Origin of the sequence: Sporosarcina sp. YIM B06819 (assembly GCF_033485175.1) — a bacterium.
GTDB lineage: Bacteria > Bacillota > Bacilli > Bacillales_A > Planococcaceae > Sporosarcina.
On sequence record NZ_JAWLIQ010000012.1, the window covers coordinates 16425 to 35384 of the forward strand.

At 41.0% G+C, this 18960-nt stretch carries 16 protein-coding genes and 1 other annotated feature; of the genes, 8 read left to right on the forward strand and 8 right to left on the reverse strand.

Annotation, left to right across the window (positions count from 1 at the left end; genetic code table 11):
• Positions 1–16 precede the first annotated feature (16 nt).
• The gene (locus R2B72_RS09560) at positions 17–334 is read right to left on the reverse strand and encodes a thioredoxin family protein (protein ID WP_318616268.1); all 318 of its coding nucleotides are present in this window, start codon (positions 332–334) and stop codon (positions 17–19) included.
• A 198-nt stretch (positions 335–532) separates the two neighbouring features.
• Here R2B72_RS09560 and R2B72_RS09565 point away from each other — a divergent pair, with 198 nt between their 5' ends.
• Positions 533–1471, forward strand: coding sequence for a M23 family metallopeptidase (locus R2B72_RS09565; RefSeq protein ID WP_318616380.1), 939 nt, complete (start codon positions 533–535; stop codon positions 1469–1471).
• Positions 1472–2026: 555 nt separating this feature from the next.
• Here the strand turns inward: R2B72_RS09565 and R2B72_RS09570 are convergent.
• Positions 2027–4063 (reverse strand): prolyl oligopeptidase family serine peptidase, encoded by a 2037-nt coding sequence (locus R2B72_RS09570; protein ID WP_318616269.1) that lies wholly within the window; start codon positions 4061–4063, stop codon positions 2027–2029.
• A gap of 258 nt (positions 4064–4321) precedes the next feature.
• Positions 4322–4549: a binding site (T-box leader), on the forward strand.
• 67 nt (positions 4550–4616) lie between these two features.
• Here R2B72_RS09570 and R2B72_RS09575 point away from each other — a divergent pair.
• Entirely contained in the window at positions 4617–5777 is a 1161-nt protein-coding gene (locus R2B72_RS09575) for an alanine--glyoxylate aminotransferase family protein (protein WP_318616270.1), read from the forward strand.
• Positions 5778–7364 carry a phosphoglycerate dehydrogenase gene (gene serA / locus R2B72_RS09580; protein ID WP_318616271.1) on the forward strand — a complete coding sequence of 529 codons (1587 nt, stop codon included), beginning with the start codon at positions 5778–5780 and terminating at the stop codon, positions 7362–7364. It begins immediately after the preceding gene.
• A 394-nt stretch (positions 7365–7758) separates the two neighbouring features.
• On the opposite strand, the gene R2B72_RS09585 is transcribed toward serA, so the two are convergent.
• The 3 genes from R2B72_RS09585 to R2B72_RS09595 all read right to left on the reverse strand — a co-directional run bounded on the left by R2B72_RS09585 (position 7759) and on the right by R2B72_RS09595 (position 12004).
• Positions 7759–8565, reverse strand: coding sequence for an HAD family hydrolase (locus R2B72_RS09585; RefSeq protein WP_318616272.1), 807 nt, complete (start codon positions 8563–8565; stop codon positions 7759–7761).
• Positions 8566–8731: 166 nt separating this feature from the next.
• Positions 8732–10813, reverse strand: coding sequence for a catalase (locus R2B72_RS09590; RefSeq protein WP_318616273.1), 2082 nt, complete (start codon positions 10811–10813; stop codon positions 8732–8734).
• A 99-nt stretch (positions 10814–10912) separates the two neighbouring features.
• Positions 10913–12004 (reverse strand): branched-chain amino acid aminotransferase, encoded by a 1092-nt coding sequence (locus R2B72_RS09595; protein WP_318616275.1) that lies wholly within the window; start codon positions 12002–12004, stop codon positions 10913–10915.
• Between the two features lie 209 nt (positions 12005–12213).
• On the opposite strand from R2B72_RS09595, the gene thpR reads away from it, so the two are divergent.
• The 4 genes from thpR to cynS all read left to right on the forward strand — a co-directional run bounded on the left by thpR (position 12214) and on the right by cynS (position 15515).
• Positions 12214–12756, forward strand: coding sequence for an RNA 2',3'-cyclic phosphodiesterase (thpR, locus tag R2B72_RS09600; RefSeq protein WP_318616276.1), 543 nt, complete (start codon positions 12214–12216; stop codon positions 12754–12756).
• A gap of 227 nt (positions 12757–12983) precedes the next feature.
• Positions 12984–13991 carry a BC_2427 family protein gene (locus R2B72_RS09605; protein WP_318616277.1) on the forward strand — a complete coding sequence of 336 codons (1008 nt, stop codon included), beginning with the start codon at positions 12984–12986 and terminating at the stop codon, positions 13989–13991.
• 150 nt (positions 13992–14141) lie between these two features.
• The gene (locus R2B72_RS09610; protein ID WP_318616278.1) at positions 14142–14891 is read left to right on the forward strand and encodes a CsxC family protein; all 750 of its coding nucleotides are present in this window, start codon (positions 14142–14144) and stop codon (positions 14889–14891) included.
• Between the two features lie 171 nt (positions 14892–15062).
• Positions 15063–15515, forward strand: coding sequence for a cyanase (gene cynS, locus R2B72_RS09615; protein ID WP_318616279.1), 453 nt, complete (start codon positions 15063–15065; stop codon positions 15513–15515).
• Between the two features lie 103 nt (positions 15516–15618).
• On the opposite strand, the gene corA is transcribed toward cynS, so the two are convergent.
• Positions 15619–16581 carry a magnesium/cobalt transporter CorA gene (corA, locus tag R2B72_RS09620; protein ID WP_318616281.1) on the reverse strand — a complete coding sequence of 321 codons (963 nt, stop codon included), beginning with the start codon at positions 16579–16581 and terminating at the stop codon, positions 15619–15621.
• Positions 16582–16846: 265 nt separating this feature from the next.
• On the opposite strand from corA, the gene R2B72_RS09625 reads away from it, so the two are divergent.
• A complete protein-coding gene (locus R2B72_RS09625; RefSeq protein WP_318616282.1) occupies positions 16847–17557 on the forward strand; it encodes a DUF421 domain-containing protein in 711 nt (236 codons plus the stop codon).
• A 78-nt stretch (positions 17558–17635) separates the two neighbouring features.
• Here R2B72_RS09625 and R2B72_RS09630 read toward each other — a convergent pair whose 3' ends face one another.
• Together R2B72_RS09630 and R2B72_RS09635 are read right to left on the reverse strand one after the other, a co-directional pair.
• Complete coding sequence (locus tag R2B72_RS09630) at positions 17636–18085, reverse strand: SRPBCC family protein (protein WP_318616283.1); 450 nt, start codon at positions 18083–18085, stop codon at positions 17636–17638.
• A 151-nt stretch (positions 18086–18236) separates the two neighbouring features.
• A complete protein-coding gene (locus tag R2B72_RS09635; RefSeq protein ID WP_318616284.1) occupies positions 18237–18959 on the reverse strand; it encodes an amino acid ABC transporter ATP-binding protein in 723 nt (240 codons plus the stop codon).
• Between the last annotated feature and the right edge of the window lies 1 nt (position 18960).

Sequence of the window (18960 nt, forward strand, 5' to 3'; positions counted from 1 at the left end):
GCAAATCCCCTTTAGGTTAAGCTGTCAGACTATTAATAAATTCCTCAATCTCCGCCTGCGTTTTGCGATCCTTGCTAACAAATCGGCCTACTTCTACGCCACTATGGAATCCGATGAAGCTTGGAATACCAAAAATATCAAGTTCTCCACATAGATCGATAAACTCATCGCGATCCACATACATAAATGTATATTCCGGATAATCGGCTTCAATGCCTGGTAAAAACGGCTCGATGACGCGGCAATCCGGGCACCAATCTGCAGAAAACATAAAAATAGTGCGCTCCTCATTTTTTAGCTGTTCAAATTGCTCCATTGATTGTAGTTTTTCCATTTAAAATCACTCCTGTTTTTTCAAGTTCATAAAGACAATCTAATTGTATCATTTCCAGAACGATTAGTTCATATTTTCAGTGAACTCGACTTAAAAAAAATCCCATTCATAAAAAATTTTGATTGGGGAATTATATCTAAACGGATTAAAGGAGGTTTTTTCGTGCGTCATTGGGTGTTATTACCGACGTATATCATCATGTTATCGTTACTATTTTACACAGTTGTGGCGGCCAAAGAAGAAACAATGAACGAACAGCGCATGCAGCTTTATTTACAATTTGACAGCATGGCTGTTCCTTGGTATAACTTGGCGGCCATCGATCAGTTTGAGCGCAATATCCAACAAGTGCGCAATGATATTCCTAAAAGGGATGGACCGATTGCCATCCAATATTCTGAAGAGTACTGGGCGGGCGCACTTAATCCCAATAAAATGGATACCTCTCCTACCTCGATTACATTCTTCGAAGGACAAGGGGAGGATGGAGACGGTGACGGCATTGCTGATCCAGATAATCCACAAGACGTGCTGGCTACGATGGAATCTTTTTTAAGCGAATACGGACAATCGGAAGCAGATTTCAAATTAGCGTTATGGGATTATTACCAAAGTGAAGAAACCGTGAACCAAATCATGACCATCGCCAAATTGTATCAACACTTTGAAACGTTGGAGTTGGACGAGCATGCCTTTCCTGTTCCCACGAATTACGATTATAGTTACAGAGGGACCTGGGGAGCGAGCAGGGGCTGGGGTGGCCGTAGAATTCATGAAGGTACAGACATCTTTGCGGGATATAGCACTCCTGTCCGAGCAACATCCTATGGCGTCGTTGAAATAATGGGGTGGAATGAATTCGGCGGCTGGCGCGTCGGCATTCGCGACAATCATAATACGTACCATTACTTTGCCCATTTAGCTTATTTTAATAAGGACATTAAAGTCGGCGATATCGTTGAACCAAGGACCATTATCGGTTTTGTCGGCAGCTCAGGCTATGGTAAAGAAGGTACTTCCGGTCGATTCCCTCCACATCTTCATTACGGTATGTACAAATATAACGGGCGCACAGAATGGGCTTTTGATCCGTATCCATCGCTGAGAATTTGGGAACGACAAGATAGGGCGAGATAAGGGGGAATTTGGGGAGTATGCAACGTTTTTAACAAACTAGACAACAAAATCAGCCAACTATGCGACGTTTCCATGAAACCTAACAACGCCAGCGCAAAACTAGACAACGTTTGTGGAACTAAACAACGTAATCAGATAACTATGCAACGTTTCCATGAATCCTAACAACGCAAGCACAAAACTAGACAACGTTTGTGGAACTAAACAACGAAAGCAGATAACTATGCGACGTTGCCATGAAACCTAACAACGCCAGCGCAAAACTAGACAACGTTTGTAGAACTAAACAACGTAATCGGCCAACTATGCTTCCATAAAATCTAACAACGTCAGCACAAAACTAGACAACGTTTGTAGAACTAAACAACGTAATCAGCCAACTATGCGACGTTTCCATAAATCCTAACAACGCCAGCGCAAGACTAGACAACGTTTGTATAACTAAACAACGTAATCGGCCAACTATGCAACGTTTCCCATAAACTAAACAACGGCCATATGCTTACTAATGAAAAAAACATCCGGCACCCAATCCCTTCAGGTGCCGGACATTGTTTACCCTAATGTTTTAAACAAAAACGAATACATATCCGTTTGTTCTTCAATAATTTTCACAGTCGGTTTGCCCATTCCATGACCTGCATTTTTCTCAACACGCAAAAGAATTGGCTGTTCACCTTGCTGCGCTGCCTGCAATGTTGCCGCAAATTTCATAGCATGCAATGGCACAACTCGGTCATCTGTATCCGCAGTTGTCACAAGCGTCGGCGGATAGGCAACGCCTTCTTTGACGTTATGCAGAGGAGAATACTTGTACATAAACTCAAAATGCTCTGGATTCGCTTCCGCGTTGCCATAATCCGTCACCCAGTAACGGCCAACCGTGAACTTATGATAGCGCAGCATATCCGTAACAGGAACTTGACAAAGTGCCGCTCCATACAGCTCTGGACGCTGTGTTACACAAGTTGCTACAAGCAATCCGCCATTACTGCCTCCCATAATCGCAAGCTTTTTGCTGTTCGTATAGTTTTGTTCAATCAACCATTCCGCCGCTGCAATAAAGTCATCAAAGACATTCTGCTTATGCTCCAGTGTTCCCGCCTTGTACCATTCCTCGCCAAATTCTCCACCTCCACGTAAATTGGCAACGGCATATACGCCACCAGCCTCAATCCACATGCGCTGTGACGGCGAAAACGACGGTGTTAAATTGACATTAAAACCACCATAGCCATACAACAACACGCGGTTATCGCCCGTTAATTCCAACCCTTTACGATGCGTTAAGAACATCGGAATTTGCGTACCATCCTTCGAGGGATAAAATACTTGCTTCGTTTCAAAACCTTCCGTATCAAACAGCACCGACTGCTGGAATACAGGCTCAAGCGTATCCTGCTCAAAATCATAGCGAGCAATCGTCGTCGGTACTAAGTAAGACGTATACCCAATATACATCGTTGTCGCCGTCTTCTTACCAGAACCACCTACTAGCGAAACATAGCTTGGTAGCGGTATTTCTTTAAGGAATGTCCCATCCAAATCGAAGACACTCAACTGATCATGCGCATTATGCAAATGGCAAACGACGAACTGTTTGTTAATGATTTTCGCGAATGTCAACACATCCTCGCGTTCAGCAACGACATCCACCCAATGCTCTTTCCCAGGGTTATCCAACTGTACCGCAATAATTTTCTCTTTCGGTGCCTGATAATTCGTCGTGAAATAAAACAGCCGTCCCTCATTGCCGATAAAGGTATATTCCCCGTCATCATCTGCCAATAAATGTACAAATCCCTCATCAGATTGCTCATCACGATAATAAATACGACTCTTATTTTCTGTCCCTTTCCATACTGATAAAATCAAATAACGATAATCATCAGAGAACAACGGATTGAAAGACAGCTCCTTATCCACAGTGTCTTCATACGTCAACACATCTTCTTGCTGCGCAGTACCCACAGAATGCCAATAAACGCGATTATAATTGCTTTCATCTTCTGGATCCACAGTGCCCGGCTCTGGAAAACGATTATAATAAAAACCGCTTCCTTCTTCATTCCAAGCAATGCTGCTGAATTTACACCACTTAATCACATCTGGCTCATCTTTTCCCGTTTGCAAATCGCGCACACGAATTTCTTGCCAGTCACTGCCATTCAATGAAATTCCATAAGCTAACCGATTGCCATCCTTCGTGAATGCCAAATTGGTAATCGCAGCCGTCCCTTCATCATTCAACGTATTCGGGTCAATAATTACTTCTAATTCATCAGTGTCCAAATCCTTTGTCCGATAAAAAACAGCTTGATTTTGCAAGCCATTATTTTTATGAAAATAGTAATAATCCCCTTCTTGTTGCGGAACAGAGTATTTCGGATAATTCCAAGACTTCGTCAATCTTTCCTTGACAGTTTCGCGCTCTGCATAAGTCGCTATAAAAGCCTGTGTCTTGTCATTTTGTGAATCCACCCAGTTTTTCACTTCTTCTGTCTCTGGATTTTCCAACCAGCGATACGGATCTGCCACATCCGTCCCGTGATAATTGTCAATAACAATTTCTTTTTTTGTCAAAACGCTCATTTCATTTCCCCCTTGTACCAATAGACTTCAACTATATTTTACCACATCACTAACTTACTTAAATAACTTTTCTGAATTAATCACACAAATAAGAACCGCAATTCTACGACGAATTCAGTTCATTCTCTCTTTTTTCGATTAAATTCGCTATAAAGCGCTTACAAAAAACTTTTTTAGTGATTTACCGCACTAAAGGGAAATAGACGCTTGACATTTGTTTTTCATTTGTTATGATAAGTTCTAAATTCAATAACAATTCCAACTGTAATGATGGAGATAGGCTTTAAGTTATGAAATCTTAAGAGAGCTGATGGATGGTGCGAATCAGTGATTTCAACGTAAAGTAGCACTCCGGAATAGAGAGGCTGAAATTCACAGTAGGCCGATCCGACCCATGCGCGTTAAGCATGCTAACGAAGACTGTCGTAATGTAGGCAGTAAATCAGGGTGGTACCGCGTGAGCTAATCTAGCTTTTCGCCCCTTACAATTATTTGTAAGGGACGGAAGGCTTTTTTTGATTTCAATAAAGAATTTATTTAGGAGGAGAAAATTATGTTACAAGACCAACAATTTCTAAGAATTCCAGGACCGAGTCCAATTCCACCAAGCGTGCAGCGGGCAATGAGCCAGCCAATGCTTGGTCACCGTGGGAAAGAAGTATCTGCAATCGTGCAGTCTATCAAACCCGGCCTACAACAAATCTTTGGTACAGCACAAGATGTGGTAGTCATTACAGGCAGTGGAACAGCAGGCTTAGAAGCGGCTGTTGTCAATATCGTCAAACCAGGCGACGAAGTACTAGTCGTTGTCACAGGTGCATTCGGTGATCGCTTTACGAAAATTTGTAACGCTTATAACATTAAAGCCCATCGTTTAGATGTGGAATGGGGTCAAGCACTTCAGCCAACAGCTGTTCAACAATATGTACAAGCGAACCCAGCAATTAAAGCTGTATTCTCTACTTATTGCGAAACATCTACGGGTATTTTGAATCCTATCCATGAGCTAGCAACTGCAGTTCGTGAAGTATCAGATGCACTAATTATCGTCGATGGCGTATCTTGTGTCGGCGGTGTTCAAACGGAAATGGATGCTTGGGGAATCGACATTATGGTGACGGGCTCTCAAAAAGCATTTATGCTACCAGCTGGTCTGACATTTGTCGCAGCAAGTGAACGTGCATGGGCAGTTATTGAAGCCAATACACAACGAGGTTTTTACTTAGACCTGACAAAATACCGTGATAATCTTCAAAAAGACACAACACCATTTACACCGGCAGTTTCTTTATTATTCGGACTGCAACAAGTACTTCAAATGATTGAAGCAGAAGGCTTGGAGCAAGTATACGCACGCCACACATTGATGATGAACATGACACGCGCTGCTTTCAAGGCACTGAATATTCCTTTATTAACAACGGATGCAGATGCTTCTCCTACTGTCACTGCTGTTCAACCCGAGGATTTTGACGCTGAAGCATTCAGAAAAGTCATTAAGCAAGAGTTTGGACTCACAGTAGCAGGCGGACAACAGCATTTAAGCGGCAAAATATTTCGTGTTGGCCATATGGGCTATTGCTCACCAGCAGATGTTCTTCAGACAATTAGTATGATTGAAATTGGCTTACTCAAAGTCGGCAAAAAAATCACGTTAGGCACAGGCGTGGCAGCAGCACAACAAATCTATGTAAACGAAGGAGAATTGGTTTAAATGGCCTTTAACGTACTTATTAGCGATCCACTTAGCGAAGATGGTATTTTCCCTTTACGACAAGCAGAAGGTTTCAACATTGTCATTGATACAACAAATACACCTGAAGAACTTGCTGAAAAAATTAAAGACTTTGACGCATTAATCGTCCGTAGTCAAACACAAGTCACACGTGAAATCATTGAAAAAGCAACGAACTTAAAAATTATTGGACGCGCAGGTGTTGGCGTTGATAATATCGACCTAGATGCTGCAACAGAGAGAGGGATTATCGTCGTCAACGCTCCTGACGGCAATACTAACTCTGCTGCTGAACATACAATTGCTATGCTCATGTCACTCGCTCGTAAAATCCCACAAGCTTTTAATTCATTAAAAAATGGCGAATGGGATCGTAAATCATTCATTGGTGTGGAATTAAAAAATAAAACACTTGGCGTTATTGGTATGGGACGCATTGGTGCAGAAGTAGCAGCGAGAGCAAAAGGACAACGGATGAGCGTCATTGCCTACGATCCATTTTTGTCAGATGAAAAAGCGAAGAAAATGGGCATCACATTAGGGACAGTGGAAGAGGTACTAAAAGCAGCTGATTTCATAACAGTCCATACGCCTTTATTGAAAGAAACAAAGCATATGATTAATAAAGAAGCATTTGCGATCATGAAAGATGGTGTTCAAATTATTAACTGCGCGCGCGGTGGCATTATCGACGAGGATGCTTTGTATGATGCAATTGTATCGAAAAAAGTAGCAGGAGCTGCACTTGACGTCTTTGAAACAGAGCCATTCGTCGGTCACAAACTGCTAACTCTACCAGAAGTCATTGCGACACCACACTTAGGCGCAAGCACGATTGAAGCGCAAGAAAGCGTAGCAATTGATGTTAGTCGCGACGTCGTCAGCTACTTCAGCGGAGGTACGGTTCGTAACCCAGTGAATCTGCCATCTGTATCGAAAGAAGTACTTGCTAAAATCGAACCATTCTTTGATTTAGCGGAGAAACTCGGGATCTTCTTATCACGTTTATCTAATAAAGTGATTGAAGAAGTAAATATTTACTACTCTGGCGATCTTGCAGAGTCAGACGTTCGTCCATTAACACGCAACACGCTTAAAGGATTGCTAACACGCAATCTCGGCAACCATGTCAACGATGTCAATGCCAAGTTTTTGACAGAGCGTTTTGGTATAAAAGTGAATGAACACAAAACGTCTACGACAAAAGGCTTCTCTAATTTAGTGACCGTTGAAGTGACGACAGCAAGCGGAGTTCGTCGTGTCTCTGGAACACTACTCAACGGACTAGGTGCTCGTATCGTCAAAGTCGACGACAATCTAGTAGATATTAGCCCTGCGGGACACTTACTATTCATCAAACATAAAGACCAGCCCGGCGCAATCGGACGCGTTGGCACATTGCTCGCTATTGAAAATATCAACATCGCAACGATGCAAGTGGGCCGGTCAACAGTTGGTGGTAATGCCATTATGATGCTCACTGTCGACCATCATGTAGAAAAGCAAAACGTTGAGCGATTGAAAGAACTTGAAGATATTTATGATGTTATTGCGATTGATCTGTAAGAAGGATTGAACGAACAACCCCACTTCATCCCTGAGATTATTTCGGGTAGTGAAGTGGGGTTTTATTGGATTGAAGTCGGTAATTTGAAAAAAGGTTTGACCGGCGTACTTACAGTTCAATGATTTTTCGTGACAGTCCACCGCCGTACTTACAGTTCCACGATTTTCCATGACAGTTTGGCGAATTGCACTTACAGTTCGCCCCATTGCCATGACAGTCCACCGTCCCGCTTACAGTTTCACAATTTGCCGTGACAGTTTGGCGAATTGCACTTACAGTTCGCCCCATTGCCATGACAGTCCGTCTGTACTTTTACAGTTTTACTACTTACTCCTTCAGTTCCAAAACTTTCTCTTACAGTCCACCAACTTTTCATTCAAAAAAGAAGCCTCCTTACCGGACGGCTTCTTCCTTCGTTAACGTCTCCAAAATCGGGAACAACTTCTCCAAGTTATCAATCTCATAAGTTGGTGTACTACCCTCTGCCAACTCCATACCTTCGCGGTTAATCCAAACCGAACGCATGCCAACGCGTGATGCACCTAAAATATCCGTCATCAAATTATCACCCACCATCAACGCTTCATCTGCCGTAATGCCACAAGTTTCTAGCACATGATGGAAAATCGATACGTCTGGCTTTCCTTTTCCAAATGCACCCGAAATAATAATTTGGTCAAAATAAGGAGCGATTTCAGGCGTGATTTCAAGTTTCGTCTGCTGCAAACTCGGCGATCCATTCGTTAACAAAGCAAGTTTATATGACCCCTTTAACTTGTCCAGCACGCTAAAAGTTTCCTCATATAAGAAAGGATGCTTTTTCCGCTCTGCCGGGAATAATTCTGCCAACTCACTGCCCAACTCAATATCTTCTACCCCAAGCCGTTGCAAACCTTTCGTCCATGCTTCGCGGCGATACCCCGGCACAATCTCCTTCATCTTCTGAAAGGATTCCCCTGCATCATCGAACGTGCCCCAAAGCCCTTCGAATGGATTAATGCCAATCATCTGTGTGTGTGCATATGTTTCATATGTAGCGTAAAGCTCGCGTGCTTCCAATCGAACCGCTTCCTCAAGCTTCTTCGGTTCAATATCATGTACCTGTGCCGCCCGCTCACACGTCTTGCGAAAAGCAGTCGCCACACTTTTTTTATCCCATAATAATGTATCGTCTAAATCGAATATGAGCGTTGTTATCATACGTAATCCTCCCTTTTTTTCATATACAGTCTAGTATACATCATTTTCTGACTCTTTTGCTGGATAAAAAACACCGCCCCAAATACTTACTTGGAGCGGCATTTCATTTAAAATCCGTGACATCCGGAAAAAGCTTTATTAGGGAAGAATTGAACTGAATTCCTCCCTAATAAACCTCCCTACCCCAAAACCGTTGCTGGGCAATCGCCTTGACAAACTCCTGATCAAAATCAGGATTATCAGTTGCAAAAACAATCCCCGGTCCCGCTTTCGCATTCGACGCTTCAAAAAACGGCAAACCTGTTGTCGCAAAGCCAATCGGCTTATAATGCTTGAATGCTTCATCTATAAAGTACCCGATATCATAGTTAAACTTCGCTTGATTCGCTGCTGTTCCGCCAACAACGTACAAAGCATCAAACAACACCGGATCTGTCGTCAGAAACGTCTTATTGACCATTACTTTAATTCCATCTGCCCCTCGTACTGTCCCTAACTTTTCACCAACAATATCAACGGTGACTCCATAATCCCTAAACGTTCTCACGGCCGCCTTCACTTCCGAACCGTTGAAGCCATTACCAATTAATATACCAACCTTCAAGGTTTGCGGAACATGTATCGTATTGGCCTGACTTAGCGCTGGTGATGATGCTGTGACGGTTGATTGTTCACCAGTTGGTGGATTCACCCCAACACCCTCTGCAATGAGCGTTGCCATCTCCTTATCCACATGCGCAAACATATCAACGACCTGCTGTTTCACACTCCTACTGTTCACATGACCGACCTCGAAGATGAACGCATCAATGATATGCTGCTTCTCCCAAAGCGACATACTATTCCAGAAAAGCCTAGCCTGCGAAAAGAAATCCTTGAACGAATCACTACGCGCCTGAATGACACGCCCCTCTACTTTTTCCGCATAATGAACGAAACCGCCTTCTTGTGCAGTTGATGTTGACGGTGTGTTATCCGCCAGTGAATTTTTATGATAGCTGACCTGCCCCACGTTAATCGTCTGGCGACTGTAGCCATTGCGTTGATTGTTATGGAATGGACAAACAGGACGATTGATGGGGATTTCGGCGAAATTCGGACCTCCCAGTCGAATTAATTGCGTATCCAAATACGAAAACAGCCTTCCTTGCAACAGCGGATCATTCGTAAAATCAATGCCAGGAACTACATTCCCCGGATGAAAAGCCACTTGCTCCGTTTCTGCAAACACATTATCTACATTGCGATTCAGCGTCATCTTACCAAATATCTGAACCGGAACAATCTCTTCTGGCCATAGTTTCGTTGCATCCAAAATATCAAAATCAAACATAAATTCGTCTTCTTCATTAATCATCTGGACGCCTAGCTCATACTCGGCAAAATTACCGTGTTCAATGGATTCCCATAAATCCCGTCTTTGGTAGTCAGGATCTTTACCAGATATTTTTTGTGCTTCATCCCATACAAGTGAATGGACACCTAGCAACGGCTTCCAATGAAACTTCACAAATCTGGATATGCCCTGCGCATTGACGAAACGAAATGTATGCACGCCGAATCCTTCCATCATACGAAAATTTTTAGCGATTGCCCGGTCTGACATTTGCCACATGACCATATTGGCTGACTCCTGATTATTCGCCACGAAATCCCAAAACGTATCATGCGCGGAGGAGGCTTGTGGTATTTCATTATGTGGTTCTGGCTTGATTGCATGAATGAGATCGGGAAACTTCACCCCGTCCTGAATAAAAAACACCGGGATATTATTCCCCACAAGATCATAATTCCCTTGTTCCGTATAAAACTTCACCGCAAATCCTTTAACATCTCGCACAGTGTCTGCCGAACCCGAGCTTCCTACAACATTCGAAAATCGAGTAAATACGGGCGTAATCGTTCCAGGTTCCTGTAAAAATCCTGCTGTTGTAAATTCCTTCATCGATTTATACAGTTCAAATTCCCCATGTGCCGCATAGCCTCTAGCATGGACGACGCGCTCTGGAATCCGTTCATGATCAAAATGCGTTACTTTTTCACGGAAATGAAAATCCTCCATCAACGTCGGACCGCGTACCCCTGCTTTTAACGACTCCTCATCATTCGAAACTTTCATCGCCTGATTGGTCGTCATTTTCTTGCCAAAGTTATTTACACGATATTGCTCCAACTGCTGATTCTTACTATTTCCAGCATCAATCTGCCTGTCATTTCTCGGTGATTTGTCCACGCAATCCCCTTCCATTTAGCCTATCTATCAACACATCCTTACTATATGCCATTCATCCAACGACTGGCACAACAAAAGGGTAGCCCCCAATGGGCTACCCTTTTCATTCAATAACTATTGTGCTTTAGCTGGTTCAGTAACTTCAACAACCCAACCAAATGGATCTGCTATTTTGCCGTACTGAATGCCCGTTAACTCATTATATAATTTTTCCGATAAACTACCGATATCGCCGTTATTAACGACCAATTTCTCATCACGCCAATTCAGTTCGCCAATTGGAGAAACAACCGCTGCTGTCCCTGTTCCGAAAGCTTCCTCTAACGTACCCAATCGATGCGCCTCATAAATCTCCTCAACCGAAATTTTACGTTCGACCACTGGGATATCCCAATATTTTAATAATTGGATAATGGACTTCCGTGTAATACCTTCTAAAATACTACCATTTAAAACGGGTGTAATGACTTCGCCATTAATCTTAAAGAAGACGTTCATACTCCCGACTTCTTCAATATACTTTCGTTCCACACCGTCCAACCATAGCACTTGTGAATAGCCTTTACGATCAGCGATTTCTTGAGCACGTAAACCAGCAGCATAGTTACCAGCTGTTTTTGCCATCCCTGTTCCGCCTGCAACCGCCCGTACATATTCATCCTCAACCAAAATTTTAACCGGGTGGATTCCTTCCTTATAATATGATCCAACTGGGGATAATATAATGATGAATTGATATTTTTTCGCAGGTGCAACACCCAAATACGGTTCAGTTGCCATCATAAATGGTCGTATGTATAAAGATGTACCTTCAGCTGTCGGAATCCATTCTTTATCGACAATCAACAGTTCTTCTAATGCTTCGATGGCACTTTGTTCAGTAAATTGAGGCATACATAAGCGATTACATGACTGATTCATACGACGCATATTTTCCTCAGGACGGAACAGTAGCACTTTACCATCCTCACCAATATAAGCTTTCATCCCTTCAAAAACAGATTGGCCGTAGTGAAAAACGGTAGCTGCTGGATTTAATGTAATGGGTGCATAGGGAACAATTCGATGTCCACCCCAGCCTTGCCCTTCCGTATAGTCCGCAATAAACATATGATCTGTAAATACTCTTCCAAATTCCAATTGATCGGATAACGGCTTTTGTTTTTTTGTTTCAGTTAGTGTAATGTCAATTTTGTGTTTACCCATGATGTTGCATCTCCCTTTTCCTATTTTCATTCCGATCAATTGGTACTTAAAAAGGAATATCAAGATAAGCACAATTAGACGGCTTAAATGATATTCCTCCCTAATTGCGCTTTGCGGAATTCATTTTCTAATAATATAGATTATATCAACATATCGAACAATATGCTATCCTATCCTAAAAAAATTTTCAAAATAAAGGAGAATTTCATATGCAACAGCACTATTTTATCGGGATTAATATTCCACCAACTTTCAAAGATACTGTGGAAATGTTTAAACAGAAATACCAACTGGAGACCGCTTATAAAGTCATTCCCCATGTGGAAGATTTACATGTAACTTTGCTCTATGTAGGGACGGTACCAGACGAACAGTTGCCACTAGTCAAAACGGCGCTTTTAGAAATCGCTGCTTGTCATTCGACATTTCCCATGCATGTAGACGGCCTGTCCTATTTCGGTGCTTCTTCCGGGCCACGCGTCGTTTATTTATCAGTTGAAGAGTCTGTGGCTTTATCTTCATTACAAAGAGAGATTGAACACATCGTTGCCAAACAGCTGGATCGACCCATTTCAGAACGCTTCACTCCCCATGTGACCATAGCCAAAAAACGGAAGACGACAGATGACCTTGTCATTCAAAAGGAGAAGGTCCAGCCGATTGAAGTGAGGGTCCTGTCATTTTCGCTTTTTGTAATACATCCGGATAAATCTCCGAAGTATCAAGCGATTGAGACGTTTGAACTTAGCTAAATTAAAGTCATTCTATTAAATTTGCTACTGCCCTAAAGTTCTATCCGACATAAAGCAATGCAGCGAGCAAAAAATAATACCATACTCATACGTCTCCTTCAGTGCAATTGTACTACCTCGATGATTATCTGCTGGATACGGTTATGGGTATATTTTTTTCCAATGACCATCAACAACAATAAAGCATAAATTAATAGGGACATTAGTTTAGTGAGGAGTGGAATCTAATGAAAAATCGGAGAACTAATCACGTGGAATTTAAAGGGGTACGTAAAATTCAACAAACTATATCTATTTCTACAGCACCTCAAAAACTATATAAATCTGCATCTAAAAATAGTAAAAATAATAAACGTGTCGATAATAATAATAATGAATCCAAACAGATGAAGATTGCTCGATCGGTTCAGAAAGTCCAATCCAATAAGATGCATCTTGATTGTGATTCACAAAACGAATGCGAAGCGGAAAAAATAATAGATTCCAACTATATTGAAGGAGATGAGCCCTCCCAGTCTGGGACAATTTATTGTAAGACTATAAAAAGCCCATTTTCTACCTCGGTAGAAATCGATAACTTTTTACATGTACCCATATTTGGTGAGGTCAATCAAAATACATTTGAGTTTTTAGATCCATCTAATACACTGTGTTTCCCATTAGATACAAAGTTCATAAGTACATCCACCTATTACCCAGAATCCCCCTCTTGCCAGTTAGTAAGTTCTACAATTCATGAAGTCGTCTACTTAACCAATATTCCCCATATGCATGAACCGAAAAAATATAATATTTCCAAGTCTACAGTTGTTCCTCTACACCCTTCATCTACAATAGAAAAATCCACCCATGCAAGTACTGATAATTCCATAAAGATTAGGATTCCAGTTGTAGTAGGAGAATACAACATTGAAATATGTATCGAAGAAGAGATTTTGTTTAAAGAAAAGGTAATAGGGATTAAAAAAATCTCTAAAAATATCGTCCTGGCAAATTGTCATTTCACACCTACCCAATTATCCAAACCTTTAGGAGATGGGACTTGTACCGCATCGAATGGCATGCTATCAATAGAAGGTTTTATCTTACAAAGTATCGAGTATAACGCAATGCCTAGAACAAACACCAGCTCCAATGAAGAAACAGAATTGATGATGTTACATGAAAAAATCTCACTGGAATTAGCGATTCAATTATTACAAACACAAAGTATACACGTGAATTATCCGACCTAGTTTACCACTAACAAATTATTTTTCAATCAACGTACTCCATTATTACTTGGACAAATTATTAGTTTGCAGTCGTTTTGCCCTTGCCAGGAAGTAAATCTCACATATTGTACTAGTGTAAGCTTACAAAACAAATCTAGGAGATGATTTTTTATGAGAAATAATTGTGAACCAAACCCTATTCCCCCTGTCTGTCCAGTATCAGCCCAGCAACAAATCCCTTTATTCGATGAAGATATTGTACCTGTAACAAGTCCCGCTACACCAATTCTAAAAGTACCGGTTGTATTAGCGGAGCGAAAACTTCAAATTGTAGTTGAGTCAGACATTTCACTAACTCCAGCTGCAACAGAGATCAAACGAGTAACAAAAAATGCGTTTCTACAACAAGTTAAACTTGTACCTGTTCGATTTGCTCGTATCGGCACGACCGATTTCTTCGAAGTAACAAGAGCCAAATTATTTGTATCAGGTTTTATTCGTAAAGACATTGAATATTCTTCTAGCGCTTGTAATGGGACACTGTATGATCGAATTGCCGATGTACCGTTTTCAGGATTTGCAGAATTGACAGCTGATGATTTCTTAATTAGTCCGATTATCGGAATTTCCAATAGTAGCAAAGCCCATTTTCTAAATGACTGCAACGATCTAAATCCTCGTTTAGATAAGTATTTCTACCAAAATCTTGTAAAATATAATGAACAACCATATGGTGAGCTACTGGGTGCAAACTTCTTTGAACTTGACTTCTCACCGATAAAGGTTGAACCAGAAGGAACATTTAGCACATTAAGAGAAAAAATTGTGATGGATCTTTATTTGAAAGTATTACAAGTTCAACAACATCAGGTTACTTCCGTCAGATACATTCCTACATTTGATGAAGGCACCCTGGGTTAAGTGGTCTATAGCTATTTTTCCCCTACCGGAAGATTCATAACAGTATGTTAGACACAATTCCGTCATAAACCTATATTTAAAATACGTATTTCCACTCTAATTAATAGCTTCCCTAATTGTCAAAATGTTAAACTATTAGTAACAAATCCTCTACTAAAGGAGCGAGTTCCCATGACGAATATGTCAAAAGAAATGGCAACAGAAGCGATTTTACTAGCAAAAAGGGATAAAGGATTAACATTCGATACAATTGCCGAAGCGGTTGGACGCCATCCAGTTTGGACGGCCTCCGCGATTATGGGACAGGCAACGATGAGTGCTGAAGAAGCCGACAAGCTAGTCAACTTACTAGAATTAGATGCATCCATTTCAACTTCACTGCAACAAATTCCGTTAAAAGGTTCTTTGGATGAAAGTGTTCCAGTCGATCCGTTGCTCTACCGTTTCCACGAGATTTTACAAGTATACGGTACAACTATTAAAGGCGTGATTCATGAAAAGTTTGGCGATGGCATTATGAGCGCTATTGACTTTACGATGGATATCGATAAAAAAGAAGATCCTGCTGGCGATCGGGTTGTCGTCACATTAGACGGTAAATTTTTGCCTTATAAAAAGTGGTGATTGCTGCTTGCCCATAGGCACCACTATCTTAAAACGCCATTGCTTCCCAATTGATTTTGAGAAGCAATGGCGTTTATTCTACAGCACTTTATTAAAAAATTGGTTAAGACTTAAAGATTCGCAACCATCCTTTACTTTTAAACAACAACCCCATCACTACACCTATCATAAGCATCACACCAAGGACAATTGCATAACCATAGCGCCAATGCAATTCTGGCATATAATCAAAATTCATCCCATAGACGCCCACTATAAATGTGAGCGGGATAAAGATGGACGAAATGATTGTCAATGTCATCATAATACTGTTCATTCGATTCGAATTGATGGATAGTTGGCTATCCCTTATATCAGCTGTTAGTTCCCGATTCGATTCAATGATTTCTCCTAACCGTAATAAGTGGTCATAAATATCTGTAAAGTATGCATGTTCATGAGAAGTTAGCTGTAATCGCTCCGAATAAAGCATTCGATATAACAGCTCTCGCATAGGGAAAATTGTACGTCGTAAACGCAGCAAGTCACTGCGAACCTCAAAGACATAATCCATCGACAAATGGACGGTCGTTGGCGACAGCTGATCTTCGATTTCATTCAAATGGTCTTCAATTTTATAAAGAATGGGAAAATAGTGATCGACGACCTGATCAATGATTTGATAGGCAGTAAATACATGATCCCGATCCCACTTTTTCGTATTGTGCAAGATCTTTTCGCGTACTTGCTTCAATTCCTGAATATCCTCATAATGAAACGTCACAACAAAGTTTTTGCCAAGAAACAAATTCAACTCTTCAGCTGCTAAATCGTCATGACATAGAGAATGCAGGACAAAAAAAGCATAATCATCATAGTAATCCAGCTTCGGTCGTTGTAATTGATGCAGGCAGTCTTCGATAGCAAGCGGATGAAAATGGAAAACCGAATGCAACATTATTTCTTCATTTGCATCTGGCTGATCAAAATCCACCCAGTACCACTGCCATGAACGGGTCGTTAGTTCAGCCAATGGAAAGTCAAAAATTAGTTCTTCTTTATCTGTCAATCCCATCGTCCGAATCATTATTTAACCTTCTTTCTTTTCCACTCTTGTCGGGAAACCTCGAATCCTACTTATACAATTCAATATCTTTATGTATAGCATAAATTAGCAAGTCATCTTCTCTTCTTGCAATAGTTCTTCTCGAATGTACAGGATGCCATACGTGGCGAAAGTTTTTTTTCACATCAATAATCTATCACTTGGAATCATCTCCCACATTCATCACATAATTATCAGCTTATCGGAAATACTAATAATTGATTGAATTTCAACGATTAGTAAGGATGTGAGGATAGATGGATTTTTTTATAGACAAGAAACGCTGACAGCTATCCAATGGATTTCGCGAGCAATCATTTCGTTTTTATTCCTCGTCATTGCAACCAAAATGATGGGAGCACGTTCGATTTCGCAGTTACGACTCATCGATTTCACCATTGCTTTAATACTCGGCAATATTCTCGCGCAACCATTATCTGACGAGCGATTAGGAATGAAAGGCTCCTTAATCACTACGACGACACTGATTATTTTATATATTGCTTTCGTTTTTTCTAGTTTAAAATGGAACACATTCAGAAATTGGTTTGATCATTCCCCTTATCCGTTAATCATAAATGGGAAAATTATTTATGGGAATTTAGCAAAGGCAAGGATCACCATCGATCATGTGTTATCAGAACTACGCAAAGAGAAAATCGAGGCCGTTCATCAGGTTGCTCTTGCACAATGGGAACCCGATGGCACCATCTCATTTTTCCTATCGCCTCAACTCCAAGCATTGACCCCGGAGGATATGCAATTGGTCAAAAAACCATTTTCATTTCCAACAACAATTATTAAAGAAGGCAAAATTGACTACAATGCATTACAACAGTCGGGCAAAGACCCTGCATGGTTGGAAAACCAATTTTTAATTTTCAACGTGGATGCACGGGATATTTTACTCGCCACACTCGATAGCAATGATGATATGAAGATTTACTTATATCACTAATCAAGTGCATTGGTCTGTACTATGACGTAAAAAAGCCATTCCACCCCAGATAGAATGGCTTTTGTTAATTACATTACTTTAGTTGTCACTTTCAGCAACCATTTTTACGCGTTGTACAAATTCAACCACGACTTTATCAGTGCCAAACAGTAAAAATAATTTCACAAACCATTTTAATGGGCGATTTGTCGTTGTATACGTAAACGCTGTTCTGAACTCGTCGATTTTGACCAATTGATAGCTCGCTGTAATATCAAACATATTGGCCAGTGTAAAACCAACCTTCATCTTTTTCACATCTAACGAATTACCATATTCCAACGTTTCTACCTCGTATTTCATCACACGTTTACCTTCTTTATATTCTTGCAAATATATACTGCCAACCACTTCATCTGTTATTGATATCGGTTTATTTCCAACGACTTGCGGCATAATTTTTTGCATATTTTCTAAAGACCCGTCAAACAACTGCCATACCTTCTCAATCGGTGCATTAATTTCAACTTCGCTCGTCCATTTTTTCATCCCAGCAACCACCCTGCATTATTTATATCCTTTAATAGTACCATACCCATACTTACACACCATCTATCGTCTTGTTTGTCCTTATATCTCCAGATAAACAACAAAAGCCATCCCATCTCAAATCACTTTGAAATAGTATGGCTTTTGCAATTCACAGTACCTTGCTCAAAAATGCTTTCGTCCGCTCATTTTTCGGTGCATTAAACACTTGGTCGGGCGTTCCTTCTTCTACTAAATAACCACCGTCCATGAATAACACGCGGTCACCCATCTCTTTGGCAAAGCCCATTTCATGCGTGACAACAACCATCGTCATACCTTCATGCGCCAGCTGCTTCATCACATCTAACACTTCATTAACCATCTCTGGATCAAGTGCTGATGTTGGCTCATCGAACAGCATAATCTTTGGCTGCATCGCCAATGCCCTGGCAATCGCAACTCGCTGCATTTGACCACCCGATAATTGCTCAGGATAGGCATTTGCTTTATCCGCAAGCCCTACTTTCTCCAGTAACTGATGCGCCAAATTCTCCGCATCCGCCGCAGCCATTTTCCGTATTTTTTTCGGGGCAATCGTAATATTATCTATGACGCGCATATGTGGAAATAGGTTAAACTGCTGAAACACCATCCCCACTTCTTTGCGAATCTCATTAATATCTGTTTTGGGATCATTGACCTTCACGCCGTCAATAAAAACTTCCCCAGCCGTAATCTCTTCCAACAGATTAATGCAGCGTAAAAAAGTACTTTTCCCTGAACCACTTGGCCCAATAACACAAATAATTTCCTTTTCCTTCACTTCATAATCAATGCCCTTTAAGACTTCCAACTTGCCAAATGATTTCACTAACCCTTGGACCTTGATCATC